The organism is Actinacidiphila alni (genome assembly GCF_900112845.1).
GTDB classification, from domain to species: domain Bacteria; phylum Actinomycetota; class Actinomycetes; order Streptomycetales; family Streptomycetaceae; genus Actinacidiphila; species Actinacidiphila alni.
Map to the genome: position 1 here is coordinate 178,219 of NZ_FONG01000007.1, position 15,900 is coordinate 194,118.

The 15,900-nt window shown below is 72.0% G+C and carries 12 protein-coding genes; 8 read left to right on the forward strand and 4 right to left on the reverse strand.

Features of this window, described 5'->3' with window-relative positions:
- Positions 1–12 precede the first annotated feature (12 nt).
- Both BM076_RS13960 and BM076_RS13965 read left to right on the forward strand, forming a co-directional pair.
- Entirely contained in the window at positions 13–1,620 is a 1,608-nt protein-coding gene (locus tag BM076_RS13960; protein WP_245796044.1) for a phytoene desaturase family protein, read from the forward strand.
- A gap of 25 nt (positions 1,621–1,645) precedes the next feature.
- Complete coding sequence (locus BM076_RS13965; RefSeq protein WP_245796045.1) at positions 1,646–2,812, forward strand: magnesium and cobalt transport protein CorA; 1,167 nt, start codon at positions 1,646–1,648, stop codon at positions 2,810–2,812.
- A gap of 26 nt (positions 2,813–2,838) precedes the next feature.
- Here the strand turns inward: BM076_RS13965 and BM076_RS13970 are convergent, their stop codons facing one another.
- Entirely contained in the window at positions 2,839–3,885 is a 1,047-nt protein-coding gene (locus BM076_RS13970; RefSeq protein WP_245796058.1) for a small ribosomal subunit Rsm22 family protein, read from the reverse strand.
- Positions 3,886–4,159: 274 nt separating this feature from the next.
- On the opposite strand from BM076_RS13970, the gene BM076_RS13975 reads away from it, so the two are divergent.
- Positions 4,160–5,680: a sugar transferase gene (locus BM076_RS13975; RefSeq protein ID WP_093713820.1), complete on the forward strand. Its 1,521-nt coding sequence runs from the start codon at positions 4,160–4,162 to the stop codon at positions 5,678–5,680.
- On the opposite strand, the gene BM076_RS13980 is transcribed toward BM076_RS13975, so the two are convergent.
- Positions 5,677–6,639: a GDP-L-fucose synthase family protein gene (locus BM076_RS13980; RefSeq protein ID WP_093713821.1), complete on the reverse strand. Its 963-nt coding sequence runs from the start codon at positions 6,637–6,639 to the stop codon at positions 5,677–5,679. The two genes, BM076_RS13975 and BM076_RS13980, sit on opposite strands and share 4 nt — an antisense overlap.
- Before the next feature lie 105 nt (positions 6,640–6,744).
- On the opposite strand from BM076_RS13980, the gene gmd reads away from it, so the two are divergent.
- From gmd to BM076_RS14000, 4 genes are all read left to right on the forward strand, one after another.
- Positions 6,745–7,758 (forward strand): GDP-mannose 4,6-dehydratase, encoded by a 1,014-nt coding sequence (gene gmd, locus BM076_RS13985; protein ID WP_093713822.1) that lies wholly within the window; start codon positions 6,745–6,747, stop codon positions 7,756–7,758.
- A 119-nt stretch (positions 7,759–7,877) separates the two neighbouring features.
- Entirely contained in the window at positions 7,878–10,100 is a 2,223-nt protein-coding gene (locus tag BM076_RS13990; protein ID WP_093713823.1) for a LamG-like jellyroll fold domain-containing protein, read from the forward strand.
- The gene (locus tag BM076_RS13995) at positions 10,097–10,849 is read left to right on the forward strand and encodes a hypothetical protein (protein ID WP_093713824.1); all 753 of its coding nucleotides are present in this window, start codon (positions 10,097–10,099) and stop codon (positions 10,847–10,849) included. Before BM076_RS13990 ends, BM076_RS13995 begins: the two co-directional genes overlap by 4 nt.
- Before the next feature lie 68 nt (positions 10,850–10,917).
- The gene (locus BM076_RS14000) at positions 10,918–11,742 is read left to right on the forward strand and encodes a glycosyltransferase family 2 protein (protein ID WP_093713825.1); all 825 of its coding nucleotides are present in this window, start codon (positions 10,918–10,920) and stop codon (positions 11,740–11,742) included.
- Positions 11,743–11,845: 103 nt separating this feature from the next.
- On the opposite strand, the gene BM076_RS14005 is transcribed toward BM076_RS14000, so the two are convergent.
- The gene (locus BM076_RS14005) at positions 11,846–12,991 is read right to left on the reverse strand and encodes a glycosyltransferase (RefSeq protein ID WP_093713826.1); all 1,146 of its coding nucleotides are present in this window, start codon (positions 12,989–12,991) and stop codon (positions 11,846–11,848) included.
- 168 nt (positions 12,992–13,159) lie between these two features.
- Between BM076_RS14005 and BM076_RS14010 the strand changes: the two genes are divergently transcribed.
- A complete protein-coding gene (locus tag BM076_RS14010; RefSeq protein ID WP_107416957.1) occupies positions 13,160–14,647 on the forward strand; it encodes an O-antigen polymerase in 1,488 nt (495 codons plus the stop codon).
- On the opposite strand, the gene BM076_RS14015 is transcribed toward BM076_RS14010, so the two are convergent.
- Positions 14,616–15,866, reverse strand: a complete 1,251-nt coding sequence (locus BM076_RS14015; protein WP_245796060.1) for an MATE family efflux transporter — start codon at positions 15,864–15,866, stop codon at positions 14,616–14,618. The two genes, BM076_RS14010 and BM076_RS14015, sit on opposite strands and share 32 nt — an antisense overlap.
- Positions 15,867–15,900 lie beyond the last annotated feature (34 nt).

Here is a 15,900-nt window from a genome sequence, read left to right on the forward strand (position 1 = left end):
TAAGGTGCGGCCATGCCGATGGACGCCCCGCACCACCCGCAGCACGCCACGTACGACGCCGTGATCGTCGGCGGCGGCCACAACGGACTGGTCGCCGCCGCCTACCTCGCCCGCGCGGGCCGCCGCGTGCTGGTGCTGGAACGGCTGCCCGCGACGGGCGGCGCCGCCGTGTCCACCCGGGCCTTCGCCGGGGTGGACGCGCGGCTGTCGCGCTACTCCTACCTGGTGAGCCTGCTGCCCGCGCGGATCACCGACGAGCTGGGGCTGCGCTTCGCGGTGCGCCGCCGCCGCATCTCCTCGTACACCCCGCGCGGCACCACCGGGCTGCTGGTGGACGCGGGCGACGCGGGCCGTACGCGCGAGCAGTTCGCCGCGCTCACCGGCTCGGACCGGGACTTCGAGGCGTGGCAGCGCTTCTACGGGATGACGCGGCGGGTCGCGGAGGCGGTCTTCCCGACGCTGACCGAGCCGCTGCCCTCGCGTACCGCGCTCCAGGAGCGGATCGGCGACCCGGCCGCCTGGGAGGCGCTGTTCGAACGGCCGCTGGGCGAGACGGTGGAGGCGGCCTTCGCCGACGACCTGGTGCGGGGCGTGGTGCTGACCGACGCGCTGATCGGCACCTTCACGCACGCCCACGACCCGTCGCTGCGGCAGAACCGCTGCTTCCTCTACCACGTGATCGGCGGCGGCACCGGCGACTGGGACGTACCGGTCGGCGGGATGGGCGCCTTCACCGACGCGCTCGCGGACGCCGCCCGTACGGCCGGTGCGGAGATCGTCACCGGCGCCGAGGTGACGGCCGTCGCGTCGGACGGCGCCCGCGCGGAGGTGAGCTACGAGGGCGACGGCGGCGGGCACACCGTCGGCGCGCGGCACGTCCTGGTCAACGCGGCCCCGCACACCCTGGCCCGGCTGCTGGGCGAGCCCGCGCCGGGACCGGCGCCGGAGGGCGCCCAGCTCAAGGTCAACATGCTGCTGAGCCGCCTGCCCCGGCTGCGGGACACCGCCGTGGACCCGCGCGAGGCGTTCGCCGGGACCTTCCACATCGCCGAGGGGTACGGGCAGTTGGCGGCCGCTTACGAGCAGGCCGCCGCGGGCGTGCTGCCGTCGGCCCCGCCGTCGGAGATCTACTGCCACAGCCTGACCGACCCGTCGATCCTCGCCCCGGAGCTGGCCGCGCGGGGCGTGCACACGCTGACGCTGTTCGGACTGCACGCGCCCGCGCGGCTGTTCGCGGCGGACCCGGCGGGCGCCAAGGAGGCGCTGCTGGCGGCGACGCTCGCCCAGCTCGACGCGGTACTGGCCGAGCCGCTGGCGGACTGCCTGCTCACCGACGCCGACGGGAAGCCGTGCCTGGAGGCGAAGTCGCCGCTGGACCTGGAGCGCGAGGTGGGGCTGCCGGGCGGCCACATCTTCCACCGCGACCTGTCGTGGCCCTACGCCGACGACGGCGGCGACCTGCACGGGGAGCCGGACCGGGTGACGTACGCCACAGGCCGCTGGGGCGTCGGCACCCCGTATGAGAACGTCTTCCTCTGCGGCGCGGGCGCGGCCCGCGGTGGCGGGGTCAGTGGCGTTCCCGGCCACAACGCGGCCATGGCGGTGCTGGAGAAGGCATGACGACCGGGGCTCTGGAGAAGGCACGATGACCGATGACCGGCACGGCACCCACCGCCATCTGCGGCTGGACCCGCGGCTGATGGACCCGCGGCGGCTGGCCCGCCGTACGGTGGCCGGCGGGCGGCAGTGGCGGCGCGGCGGGCGCTGGCACACCCTCGGCGAGGACGGCGCGCTGCCGGAGCAGCGGCGCTGCACCGCGGACGTGGTGGTCGACTGCGCGGTGTACGCCGGCGGCGACCGGGTGGCGTCGCTGGCGCCGCGCGAGGCGCTGGAGGAGGCCGGGAAGCACGACGGCGGCTTCGCCTGGATCGGCCTGCACGAGCCGGACGCGGAGCACATCGCGGAGATCGCCGAGGTGTTCGGACTGCACCCGCTGGCGGTCGAGGACGCGGTGACCGCGCATCAGCGGCCGAAGCTGGAGCGGTACGGCGACACGCTGTTCATGGTGGTCAAGACGATCGTCTTCGTCGAGCACGAGAAGCTGACCGCGACCAGTGAGGTGGTCGACACCGGTGAGCTGATGATCTTCCTCGGCGCGGACTTCGTCGTGGTCGTACGGCACGGCAGCGCGCCGGGCCTGACCCGGGTGCGGCGGGCGCTGGAGAGCCGCCCGGAGATGCTGGCGCACGGTCCCGCGGCGGTGCTGCACGCCATCGTCGACCAGGTCGTGGACGACTATCTGGACGTCGCGGACGAGGTCGAACTGGACGTGGACGAGCTGGAGTCCGACGTCTTCTCGGCCGCGCACGGCGACGACGCGGAGCGGATCTACCAGCTCAAGCGGGAACTCATCGAGTTCAAGCGGGCCGTGCACCCGATGGCCCGCCCGCTGCAACGGCTCAGCGAGGAGCCCGACCGGCTCATCGGTGCGGAGATCGCCCGCTATCTGCGGGACGTCGCCGACCATCTGACGCACGTGCGCGAGCGGCTGGTGGGCTACGGCGAGCTGGTGGACGGGCTGCTTGCGGCCAATCTCAGCCAACTCGCCGTGCAACAGAACGTCGACATGCGGCGGATCAGCGCGGGCGCCGCGATCCTCGCCGTCCCGACGATGATCGCGGGCTTCTACGGCATGAACTTCGACCACATGCCCGAACTGCGCTGGACCTTCGGCTACCCCTTGATGCTGGGCGTGACGGCCACCTTGTCCTACCTGTGCTTCCGCGCCTTCCGCCGCTACGGCTGGTTGTAGAGGAGGAGGTCACCCCGTCCCGGGGGTCACCCCGTCTCGGGAGTCTCCTCCGGCGGCCAGGTGTCGCCCCAGTCGGTGGTGCGGGCCGCGCGGTAGGCGGGGCCGTGGCGTTTGCTGACGGTGTCGCGGACCAGGCCGCGGTCGGGGGTGCACAGGTCGAGCAGGACCAGGCCCTTGCGGATCTGCGGGTGGCGGGTGACGCGGGCGGCGGCCGGGGCGGCGGGGAAGCGGGCGGCGGCCACGTAGCTGAACTTCTCGTCCTCGTACGGCAGTGAGCCGCCCTTGAGCTGCCGGTGCAGGGCGGTGCGCTGGACGCGGGCGGCGAAGTGGCACCAGTCGTCGCCGGTGACCGGGCAGGCGGTGTCGTGCGGGCAGGGCGCGAGGACGTGGAGGCCGGCGGCGAGCAGCCGGTCGCGGGCGGCCAGGATGCGCGCGTGGCCCTCGGGGGTGCCGGGTTCGACGACCAGGACGGCGCCGGTCGCGGCCCGGGCGGCGGCGTCGATCAGCGCGGTGCGGTCGGCGGGGCCCAACTCGCCGATCACGTACGAGACGGTGACGAGGTCGGCGGCGGGCAGCGCGGGGCCGCCGCCGAGCGGGGAGCGGGTCCAGGCGGCGCCGCGCACGGCGGGCGCCGCCGCGTCGCGGGCCAGTTCGCGGCCGAGGTCGAGGGCGGACTGCGACCAGTCCAGGACGGTCGACGTATGACCGGCGCCCCCTTCCGCGGCGGAACCGGAATACGGTCCCGGAGCGTCGTCCCAGGCGTCCGCCACCGCCCAGGTCGCGGCGCCCGTCCCGCCGCCCAGGTCGAGATGGCTGCCGGGCGCCCACGCGCCGGCCTGCAAGCGGAACGCGTCCAGCGCGGCCCGGACGGCCGCGTAGGTGGCGGGCATGCGGTAGGCGGCGTAGGCGGCGACCGACGCGTCGTCCCGAAGAATCGGTGATGAGGCGGGTGACGTGGGCGAATTGCCGCGATACGTTTCGATCAGCCGGTCGACCTCCGCGGACGCCCGCGTGGGTGCCGTGGCACGCAAGCGGACGGCGAGGGCTGTACGCAGGTCGTCGGGAAGGTGCACAGTGGACACAAGTCACAACTGTAAGGGCCGTACACACCCGTAACTGTCCCCTTACACTCAGTGCTCAGCACATATCCATACCTGTGTTAACTCGGTCATAACAACGGCTCGAATCTGCGTAAACCGCAGCGGAAAGCCCGCGCCGTGGCTTAGCGTTCGCTCTTATCCAGGCGTGCTGCCTCTTGGGGAAGTGGCAGGGCGTCTCGTCGGTCGCGATGTGCCAGGGGGGTCCATGCGGCGTGTCGAAGCAAGTCCGGTGGTACCGGGCGTACCCATGAGTGCCGATACGAGACCGGTGCGCGGTTCGACCGCGCGCACGATCGGCGCCAGGGCATCGGAATCCACCGGTGCCCATGCTGTTGTGCCCGCGCAGTACGGCGGGCACGGGAGGTTCAGCGACAAGGCGCGGTGGTATCTGCCGCTCGCGCTGACCGTGGACGCGCTCGGGGCCGCGGTCCCGGTCGCGATGATCATGCGGGCCACCGGCCAGCCCGACCCGGTGCTGAGCGCCGTGGTGGCCGGGGTGGCCTGGACGGGTGTGCGGGCGTCCAGACGGCGTTACGCGGTGGACGCGCTCGGCGAGCACCGCGGCGCCGGTGCGGCGGTGCGCGACTGGCTGGTGCTGCTCGGGGTGCTCGCGGTGACCGCCGCGGCCTTCGGCCGGCATCCGGAACCGTCGTACGCGCTGGCGGCGCTGGCGCCGGCCGCGCTCCTGACGGTGGTCTGCCGGATGCTCACCCACCACCATCTGGTGGCCGCCCGGCGCGAGGCGCACGCGGTGCGCCGGGTGCTGGTGATCGGCGAACCGAGCGCGGCCGACCATGTGGTGGGCCATCTGGCGGCCCGTACCGATCACGCGTACGTGGTGGTCGGGGTGGTCCCGGTGGGCAGCGCCAAGCTGGAGTGCGGGGCCCCGGTCACCGCGCGGCTCGGCGCGGTCGACCCGTCGGGTCTCACCGAGGACGCGGGCATCGTGCTGGGTGCCGCCCGCGACCACGGTGCCGAACTCGTCCTGGTGGCGCCAGGACCGCGGCTGTCCGCGGCCCGGCTGCGGCGGCTGTCCTGGTCGCTGCACGACGCGGGCCTGCCGCTCGCGGTGCTGCCGGGGCTGGTCGATGTGGCGGTGCGCCGGGTGGAGCTGGACGCCCCGGCGGGCCTGGCCATGCTGCACATCGCGCCGCCGTCGCGGCGCGGGGTGCAGCCCGCGCTCAAGTCGGCCCTGGACCGGGCCGGCGCCGCGCTCGGACTGCTGCTGCTCTCGCCGCTGTTCGGGCTGGTGGCGGCGGCGGTCCGGCTGACCTCGCAGGGTCCGGCCTTCCACCGGCAGGTCCGGTACGGGCAGGGCTGCGTGCCGTTCACCATGTGGAAGTTCCGCACCATGGTGGTCGACGCGGAGGAGCGCAGGCCCGAGTTGAACGGTGCCAATGAGAACGACGGTCTGATGTTCAAGATGCGCCGCGATCCGCGGGTCACCCGGATCGGGCGCGTGCTGCGCCGGCTGTCGCTGGACGAGCTGCCGCAGCTGTTCAATGTGCTGCGCGGCGAGATGTCGATGGTCGGCCCTCGCCCGCCGCTGCCCGACGAGGTCGCCCGCTACGACGAGGTGGAGATCCGCCGCCTGTCGGTCAAACCGGGCATCACCGGCCTGTGGCAGGTCAGCGGCAGGTCGGACCTGTCCTGGGACGAAACCCTCGCGATCGATCTGCGCTACGTCGACAACTGGTCGCTCGGCGGCGACGTGGACGTCATGGCCCGCACCCTGCGGGCCGTGGTCGACGGACGCGGGGCCTACTAGTGCGCCATGGAACCGGTCACAGACCCGGCGGCCGTCCGCCAGTCCGCGTACACCGCGGCGATCCCGTCCTTCAGTGCGATCTCCGGCCGCCAGCCGAGCGCCTGGAGGCGGGACACGTCGAGCAGCTTGCGCGGCGTGCCGTCGGGTTTTGTGGTGTCCCAGCCGATCGTGCCGCGGTAGCCGACGACGTCCTGGACGGTCTCGGCCAGTTCGCGGATGGTGAGGTCCTCGCCGCAGCCGACATTGACCGGCTCGGCGCCGTCGTAGACCCGCAGCAGCAGCGCGCAGGCCGCCGCGAGGTCGTCCACGTGCAGGAATTCGCGCCGCGGTGTGCCGCTGCCCCACAGGGTCAGCTCCGGCACCCCGTCCCGCTCGGCCTCGTGGAAGCGGCGGATCAGCGCGGGCAGCACGTGCGAGGTGGCGAGGTCGAAGTTGTCGCCGGGGCCGTAGAGATTGGTCGGCATGGCGGAGATGTACGAGGCGCCGTACTGCTTGCGGTAGGACTGCACCTGGACGATGCCGGCGATCTTGGCGAGCGCGTACGCCTCGTTGGTGGGCTCCAGCGGGCCGGTGAGCAGCGCGTCCTCGGGGATCGGCTGCGGGGCCAGCTTCGGGTAGATGCACGAGGAGCCGAGGAAGAGCAGCCGGGGCACGCCCGCCTCGTGGGCGCCGGCGATCACGCTGAGCTGGATCCGGAGGTTGTCCTCCAGGAACTGCACGGGGTAGGTCGAGTTGGCCATGATCCCCCCGACCTTGGCCGCCGCGAGCACCACCGCGTCGGGCCGCTGATCGCGCAGGTAGGCGGCGGTCGCCGCCGCGTCCCGCAGGTCGAGTTCGGCGCGGGTCCTGGTGAGCACCCGGTGGCCGTCCGCGGTGAGGCGGCGGGTCACGGCGGAGCCGACGAGGCCCCGGTGACCCGCGACGAAGATCCGGGCCGCATCCGGCAGTAGGTCAGTCATAACGGCATTGTGCCAGCACACTTCACCCGATCGGGTGTCAACTCCGCTTTCCATACGAAACTACGCATGAAATACCGCACAACCCGACCAGTTGGGGGGACTCACATGGGCAAGACCGCGCTCATCACCGGCGTCACCGGGCAGGACGGCTCGTACCTCGCCGAGCTGCTGCTGTCCAAGGGCTACACGGTGCACGGCATCGTGCGCCGCTCGTCGACGTTCAACACCGAGCGGATCGACCACATCTACCAGGACCCCCAGGAGCAGAATCGTTCCTTCGTTCTGCATCACGCGGACCTCACCGACGGCATCGCGCTGGTGAGCCTGCTGCGCGATCTGCGGCCCGACGAGATCTACAACCTGGGCGCCCAGTCCCATGTCCGGGTCTCCTTCGACGCACCCCTGTACACCGGCGACGTCACCGGCCTGTCCGCGCTGCGGCTGCTGGAGTCGGTGCGGGCCAGCGGCATCGAGGCACGGGTCTACCAGGCGTCGTCCTCGGAGATGTTCGGCGCCGCCCCGCCGCCGCAGAACGAGCACACCCCCTTCCACCCGCGCAGCCCGTACGGCTGCGCCAAGGTCTTCGCCTACTGGGCGACGGTGAACTACCGCGAGGCGTACGGGATGTACGCCGTCAACGGCATCCTGTTCAACCACGAGTCGCCGCGCCGCGGCGAGACCTTCGTGACCCGCAAGATCACCCGCGCCATCGCCCGTATCAAGGCCGGCCTCCAGGACCGGCTCTACCTGGGCAATCTCGACGCGGTCCGCGACTGGGGCTACGCGCCGGAGTACGTGGACGCGATGTGGCGGATGCTCCAGCGCGACGAGCCCGAGGACTACGTGGTGGCCACCGGCGAGGCCGCCACCGTACGGCAGTTCCTGGAAGTGGCCTTCGAGCACGCGGGGCTGGACTGGACCGAGCACGTCCGGTACGACCCGAAGTACGAGCGGCCCTCCGAGGTCGACGCGCTGATCGGCGACGCGAGCAAGGCCCGCGACCTGCTGGACTGGAAAGCGCAGGTCAAGGTCGCGGAACTGGCCCGGATCATGGTGGACGCGGACATCCGGCAGGTCGCGGACCAGCTGTCCGGTGCCACGATTCGCATCGATAGATGATGTGATTTCACTGTATTCGTCAAAAAGGCATCCCGACCTAAGCGGAACCCCCTACTCTGCGTGCACCACGACGGCTGGGGTCAGCCGTCGGCACACATCAGGGGCCAGGGGGGCAACTCATGCGTAAACTGCCGGTGTTCTCGGCTGCCATCGTGCTGGCAGCCGCGACACTGGGAGCACTGTCGTCGCCATCGGCGACCGCGCTCCAGCCACCGGTCGGCATCACCGCCGACAATCTCAGCACGTACCAGACCAACGGCGTCGTCTGGGCGATGGCCCAGGCCAATGGCGTGGTCTTCGCCGGGGGGACCTTCTCCGCGGTCCGGCCCGCCGGATCCGCGGCCGGCACCAATGAGACACCGGCCGCGAACTTCGCGGCCTTCGACGCCGCCACGGGCGCGCCGACCGGCTGCCAGCTCAACTTCACCGTCGGCTCCAACAACGCGACGGTCCGGGCGCTCGCGGTCTCCCCGGACGGCTCCACGCTGTACGCGGGCGGCTTCTTCGGCCAGGTCAACGGGGTCGGGGTGAGCAGCCTCGCCGCCATCGACCTGGCCACCTGCACGGTCAGCACGACCTTCCACCCGGCGGTCTCCGGCACGGTGCGCACCATCGCCGCGACCGCCGGCGCCGTGTACTTCGGCGGCGACGTGACCTCGGTCGGCGGCACCGCCAGGGGACGGTACGCGGCCGTGGACACCTCGGGCGCGCTGCTGCCGTGGTCGCCGGACGCGGACAACCCGGGCCGCGCGCTGGCAATCACCCCGGACGGGCAGGACGCCATCCTCGGCGGCGACTTCAACACCGTCGGCGGCACCGCCTCGCATTCACTGGCCGTGGTCGACACCTCGACCGGCGCACTGGTCAAGGCGTACCCGCCCGGCTTCATCGACGCGACCTCGGTCACCAAGTCGATCTACGTCGACCCGGCGAGCAACGCCTTCTACACCGGCAACGAGGGCACCGGCGGCGGTGTCTTCGACGGCCGGATCGCGCTCAGCCTCACGGACTTCAACCAGATCTGGCGGGACAACTGCCTGGGCGCCACGCAGACCGTCGCGGTCTACGGCACGGTGCTCTACAGCGGCTCGCACGCGCACGACTGCTCCAGCATGGGCGAGTACCCGGACTCCACCCGCAAGCACCTGCTCGCGGAGTCCGTCACCGACCCGCACCTGCTGTCCTGGTACCCGGACACCAATGACGGGATCGGCGAGAAGATCGGCCCGCGCGTCATGACGGTCTCCTCCTCCGGGGGCACCGACTACATGTGGGTCGGCGGCGAGTTCACCACCGTCAACGGCGCCGCGCAGCAGGGCCTGACGCGCTTCTCCAACGGCGCGGACACCGGCGCCCCGACGCTGCCGCAGACCGCAGCGAGCAGCATCGACCCGGGCTCGGTCAAGGTCACCTGGCAGTCCAGCACGGACAACGACGACGGCACCCTGACGTACCGCGTCTACCGCAACGGCGGTACGACGCCCGTCTACACCGTCACCGGTGACTCCAAGCCGTGGATCCGGCCGCAGATCACCTTCACCGACACCAATGTCACGCCCGGCGTGAAGTACCTCTACCGCGTCTCGGCCAGTGACGGCACCAACACCAGCGCCCTGTCGCCGAACGTGGCGGCCACCGTGCCCACCACGGCCGAGGCGTACCCGACGCAGGTCCTCGCGGACGGCGCGAATCTGTACTGGCGCTACGACGCGGCCTCCGGCTCGTACAACGCGGACAACTCGGCGTCCGACGACAGCGGGATCAGCGTCGGCGGGCCGGTGCACGCGGTGACGCCCGGTGCGGTGCCCGGGTCGAAGGCGTACACCTTCAACGGCTCCACCCAGTGGACGTACAGCGACCGGCAGCACCCCACGCCGTCGACGTACAGCATCGAGACGTGGTTCAAGACCACCACGACCTCGGGCGGCAAGCTGATCGGCTTCGGCAATCTGCCGACCGAGACCAGCGGCAATTACGACAAGCACATCTACATGACCAACAGCGGTCAGCTGATCTTCGGCGTCTACACCGGCACCACCCGCACCATCGCCACGCCCGGCGGCGGCTACAACGACGGCGCCTGGCACCAGGTCGTCGCCACACAGGGGCCGAACGGCATGCGGCTGTACGTGGACGGCGTGCTCAAGGCGAGCAACACCTCCATCACCACCAGCCAGAACTTCAACGGCTACTGGCGGGTCGGCGGGGACAATCTGAACGGCTGGCCGTCGCAGCCGTCGAGCAACTTCTTCGCCGGCTCCATCGACGAGGCCGCCGTCTTCCCGACGGTCCTGTCCGCGAGCCAGGTCGCCAACCAGTACGCGCTGGGGACCGCTCCGTGATCCGGATCCACCGCCGCGCTGCCGCCGCCGTCCTCGTGACGGCGGCGGCGGTGCTGCTCTCCGGCTGCGGGGGCGGCGGCCACGACACGGCGGCCGACGGCAAGTCCAAGGACAAGGCGACGGCGACGGTTTCCGCGCCTTCGGCGGGCGGTACGGCGCCGGCTCCTTCCGCGTCGTCCACCGGCGCCCAGGACCCCGGGACGACCGAGGCGCCCGGCTCGGCCGCCGACGCGCCCAAGGTGCCGGACGCGCAGCTCACCCCGCCCGGCGGCGGCACTTTCACCGCCGAACAGAAGACGTACCTGTCCGGGCGCGTGCCCAAGGGCACCGACCCGGTGGCCGTGCTCGAAGGCGGCCAGGAGATCTGCGACCGGCTGACGCGTACGGCCGCGACCGACAAGGACGCGGCGGCCACCGCGATCGTCACCGGAGACATCACCATGGCGGGCGCCGAGGCCGCCGTGGACAGCCTCTGCCCCGACCTGAAGCCGGTGATCACGGCGGCGTCCCGCGGCTTCGCGGACGGTACGTTCACGGTCGCGGCCACGGCCGTCGCCGGCAAGTCGGTGGCGCCGGGGCACTACCGGGCGCCGCACCCGTCGCCGAACTGCACCTGGCGGGTGACCGGGAAGGGCGGCGGCGTGCTGGACTCGGGGTCCTCGGGCTCCCCCGGCGGCGCCCGGCTGACCGTCCCGGCGGGCGCGCGCGGGGTGACCTCCAGCGGCTGCTACGCCTGGCTGGCGGGCTGACGACCACAACGCCCCGGGAAAGCGGGACGTACGAGATGAACGACGTACGAGATGAACGGAGACAGCGCATGAGCAGGCTGCCGATCGTGGTGGCGATACCGACGAAGAACGAGGCGGAGAACATCGCCCGTACGGTGTCGTCGGTCATCGACCATGTGCAGGCGGTCGTCGTGGTCGACTCGGCCAGCACCGACGACACCTGCAAGATCGCGGCGGAGCTGGGCGCGGAGATCGTCGAGTACGCGTGGGACGGCCGCTACCCGAAGAAGAAGCAGTGGTGCCTGGACCATGTGCGCACCGAGATCCCGTGGCTGCTCTTCCTCGACGGCGACGAGACGCCGAGCCCGGAGCTGCTGGCCGAACTGGCGGTGGCCTTCGCGGCCGGGCCGCCGTCCGTCGCGGCCTTCGACATCCCGCTGGGCTACTGGTTCGCGGGGCGGCGGCTGCGGCACGGCTACACCATCGTCAAGCGCGCCCTGCTGGACCGCACCCGCTGTCACTTCCCCGAGCTGGGCGACCTCGACGCGCCAGGGATGGGCGAACAGGAGGGCCACTACCAGCCCGTGGCGCCCTCGGCGGCCCGGCTGCGCTCCCCCATCGAGCACGAGGACCTGGACCCGGTGCGCACCTGGTTCGAGCGGCACAACCGCTACTCGGACTGGGAGGCGTGGCTGGAGCTGAACCCGGCGGTGAAGGAGGAGATCCGGCAGGTCAAGACCCGCCAGGGCCAGCTCTTCCACAAGGCGCCGTTCAAGCCGCTGGTGTCCTTCGCGTACGCCTACGTCTACAAGCGCGGTTTCCTCGACGGCCGGGCGGGCCTGGACTACGCGCTCGCCATGAGCTTCTACCGCTGGCAGATCGGCCTCAAGACGCGCGAGGGCCGCAAGGACTGAACTCCCGTCGTACGGCCCCCGGTCCGGTGCGCGCGGCGCGCGTGCCGGGGGCCGTCCGTGAGCCGCGTCCCGGGACCCGGGGTCCGGGGCGCACGCGGGGGCGTCACCCGGCGCGGGTGACGCCCCTGTACACCTCCAGCAGGGTGTCCACGACCGCGCCGATCGAGAACCTGTCCCGGATCAGCCGCCAGGCGGCGTCGGACGCCTCCTCGTTGGCGGCCGGGTCGAGCAGTTCCAGGATCGCCTGGCCGACCAGCGGGCCGTTGTCCGCGTCGGGGTCGCTGTCCGTCAGCCGCCCGGCGCCCGCCGCCTCGACGTCCGGCGACAGGCCGCCGGTGCGGGTCACCACCACGGGCAGGCCGACCGACATCGCCTCCAGGATCGAGACGGCGAACGGCTCGACGACGGACGGCAGGACGTACACGTCCGCGGCCTTCAGCTGCTTCAGCACGTCCTCGTGGCCGAGCGCGCCCACGCACTCCAGCGAGTCCGCGACGCCCAGCTCCGCCGCCAGCTCCTTCATCGGACCGGTCAGATCACCGGTGTCGGGACCGGCCAGCACGAACCGGGCGTCCGGGTACTTCGCCAGCACCGCCGGCATCGCCGCCACGAAGTCCTCCGGGCGCTTGCGCTTCTGCACCCGGGCCAGATAGAGCACCGTCGGCGGCCGGTCGCCGCGCGGCGGCCTGCGCTCCTGCAACGTCACGCCGTTGACCAGCCGGTGGAACGTGGACAGCGGGGTGTCGGGCACCACCGCCTGGACGCCCTCGCGCTCCATCTCCGTCAGGTGCAGGATCGCGTCCGCCTTGCGCAGCACCCGCTTCATGCCCAGCACGTCCACGGCCCGCGCGAACAGCTTCTCCGTCGGGTCGATCATCCCGTGCGTCTGGATCACCAGCGGCACCCCCGCCTCGATCGCGACCAGCGCGAACGGGAGCGTGATCAGGTCCCTCATGAGGTGGACGTGGACCACGTCCGCCGCCTTCACCATCCGGCGCGCGCGGGCCAGCAGGCCCGGCGAGGTGATGCCGCTCACCTCGAACGGCAGCACGTGCCGTGCCTGGTGCACGAAGGACGGCACTCCCTCGACCTCCGTCGGCAGCGGGCCCGTGAAGCCGTCGCCCAGCGTGGCGATCCGGGCGTCGACGCCTTGCGCTCGCAGCCCCTTCGACAGGTTCAGCGCCACCCGCGTGGGGCCGCCGAAGTCGTTCGTCGGCGTATGCAGCGTGACGACATGCAGCACTCTCATTTTTTGCTCCCCACCCCGGTCCGCCGGCGCCCCCGCGCCTCGGGGTCACTTTATCCTCGCGCCGCCGTCACCAAGGGTTCGCTTCCGGAAGTGGGTGCCCGTAGGGGCGCGGGGAACTGCGCACTCCGCAGCTAGACTCGGCTCGGGGAGCACGAAGGGGGGTGGGCCATGGCCCTGGACGTCGAGCAGGTGCGGCTGGACACGGACGCGGCCGAGGCCGCGAGATCCGTGCCGCGCGCAGCGCTGTCGCGGGCACTCGCCGTACCCCTCGTGATCGCCCTGGTGGGGTTCCTGCCGGCGTATGTGACGGCGCAGAGCGGCACAGGGGTGCGGGACACCGCGTACTGGCTGCAGCTGACGCTGACGGTGTACGGCGGCGGCCGCCTCGCGGCCATGGTGCTGACCCGCCGCAGGCGACTGATCCAGGGCGCGTTCTGGCTCTTCGTGTACGTGGCCATGGGCGTCGCCCCGCTGGCGCAGGCGGTCATCGGGCAGGTCCCGACACCGGTGGTGGGCCCGCGCTCGGACACCACGACGGCGATCACCCTCGTACTGATCGGCTGCGTCGCCTTCGACGTGGGCGCCCTGCTGGCCCGGCACCGCCCGGCGGCGCGGATCAGGAAGGCCCGCCCGCAGGCGTCGGTGTCACGGCGCCGGCTGTGGCTGCTGATCGTCGTGGCGTATCTCGGCAGCGCCCTGTGCATCGTCAAACTCGGCGGCCCCGCCGTCTTCTTCACCAGCCGCCAGAGCATCAGCGAATCGGTGCAGGCCAACGGCCTGGCGGGCAGCGGCGGCGACAGCCATGTCGGCTCGGCCTTCATCCGCGGCTTCGGCACCGTACCGGCCCTGCTGGCCATGCTGTTCCTGATCCGCTGGATGATCACCTCGCGGATCGCCCGCCGCCGCCCGCTGGCGATCGCCGCACTGGCCGGTCTCGTGGTGATCAACGCGATCGTGAACAACCCGGTCTCGAACCCGCGCTACTGGTTCCTGACCGTCGTCTTCTCGCTGCTGTTCACGGCCTTCCCGCGCAGCCCGGTGATGTACCGCACGGCGCTGGTGACGGGCGTGGTCGCGGCGCTGGTGCTCTTCCCGTTCCTGGACCGTTTCCGGTACGACTCGGGCGGCTACCACCCGGTGGAGTCCACGTCGGTGCTGGAGCCGCTGACGCTCAAGGACTACGACCAGATCGGGATGTTCGCGAACACCATCACCTTCGTGAAGTCCGGTGCCGGGCACTCCAACGGCAAGCAGCTGGCCGCCGACGCCTTCTTCTTCGTGCCGCGTTCGGTGTGGCACGGCAAACCGCTGGACTCCGGCGTGCAGGTCGGCCAGTGGATGGGCATGACCAACACCAATCTGTCGTCGCCGCTGTGGGCCGAATTGTGGCTGGACTTCGGCCCGCTGGGCATGACCGGCGGTTTCCTGCTGCTGGGCTACTTCTGTGCCCGCGGCGACCGCAGATACGCCCAGCGCACCCTGGAGGAGGGCCGCCCCGGCACGGTGATGGCCGTGGTGATCCCGCTGGTGTGCGGCTACTCCTTCATCCTGCTGCGCGGCCCGCTGCTCCAGGCGTCGGGCCGGATCGGCATCGCGGCGGTGTGCCTGCTGCTGGTGACGACCTTCAGCGAGGACCGGCGGAAGATCCTGCGGTGAGGCCCTGGGCCGTGGGGCCCGGCGCCTGACCGGCGGGGGCCGGTGCGGGCGTCCGCTTGACGGCGAGGATCCGCAGCCACAGCGCCGCCGCCTTGAAGGCCGAGCCCAGACACAGGCCCCAGGCGGCGCCCATCACCCCGTCCAGCCGGTAGCCGGCCAGCATGAGGGCGACCGACGCGAGCGAGAACACCACCTGGATCGGCAGCGTCGCCTTCGGCCGCAGCACGCGCAGCGTGAGCAGGGCGCTGGTGCCGAGCGCGATGCCCGCGTACTGGCTGCCGGAGGCCGCCAGCAGCGAGGAGGACGCCGCCCAGGTGTCGCCGAGGAGCTGGCGGCCGACGTGGTCGGGCAGCAGCATCAGCACGATCGTCCAGGACGCCGCGATCCAGGCGAGGACGACGGCCAGTACGGCGGTCGCGCGCACCTTGTCGTCGGCGCCGCGGACCCGGTTGAGCAGCGGCGGCCCGAAGGCGGTCGCGGAGTTGAACAGCACGTTCATCGGGCCGAAGAGCGTGGTGGCGCCGCGCAGCGCGCCGACGGCCAGCGGCGCGGCGAACAGGCCGAGGCCGACGACCGCCAGCTGGCTGGTGGCGTTGCCGACGCCGAATTCGATGACGAAACGCTGCCCGAGGTGCCCGCGCCGCACGAATTTCCGCAGGTCCAGCGGCGCCCCCTTGACCTTGGGCGCGAGCAGCGCGGCGGCCACCAGCAGCGCGGGCACCGCGGACAGCCCCCAGACGGCGACCAGGCGTACGGCGCCGGCCCCGTGCGGCTGCATCGCCAGCGCGGGGACGGCCACGGCCAGCCGTACGGTGTCGGCGGCGAGCGCGTAGTGCGGCAGCCGCAGGGCGGAGAAGCAGTAGCGCAGGCCGTCCTGGGTGAGCACGATCGGCAGCACCAGGCCGAGTACGGCCAGGCCGCGGGCGGTGCCGCCGGGGACGAAGGCGAGCGCGGCGGCCATGGTGAGGCCGATGACGGCGGACGCGACGGCGGTGAAGGCGGCGGCGCTGCGGCAGGCGGCGCGCACCCGGTCGGCGCCGCGTTCCAGCACCAGCGCCTGGCCGACGTAGGAGACATTGATGCCGAGCAGCACCGTGAAGACCATGTAGACCATGGAGAACACGGAGAAGGCGGCGGCGCTGGACAGCCGTGCGGCCACCACCAGCACGATGATGTTGGTGAACGCGGCGACGCCCTGATCGGCGACGGAGCTGACGATGGCGGCCTTGGTGCCCGCCTTCCGCCCGCCGTCC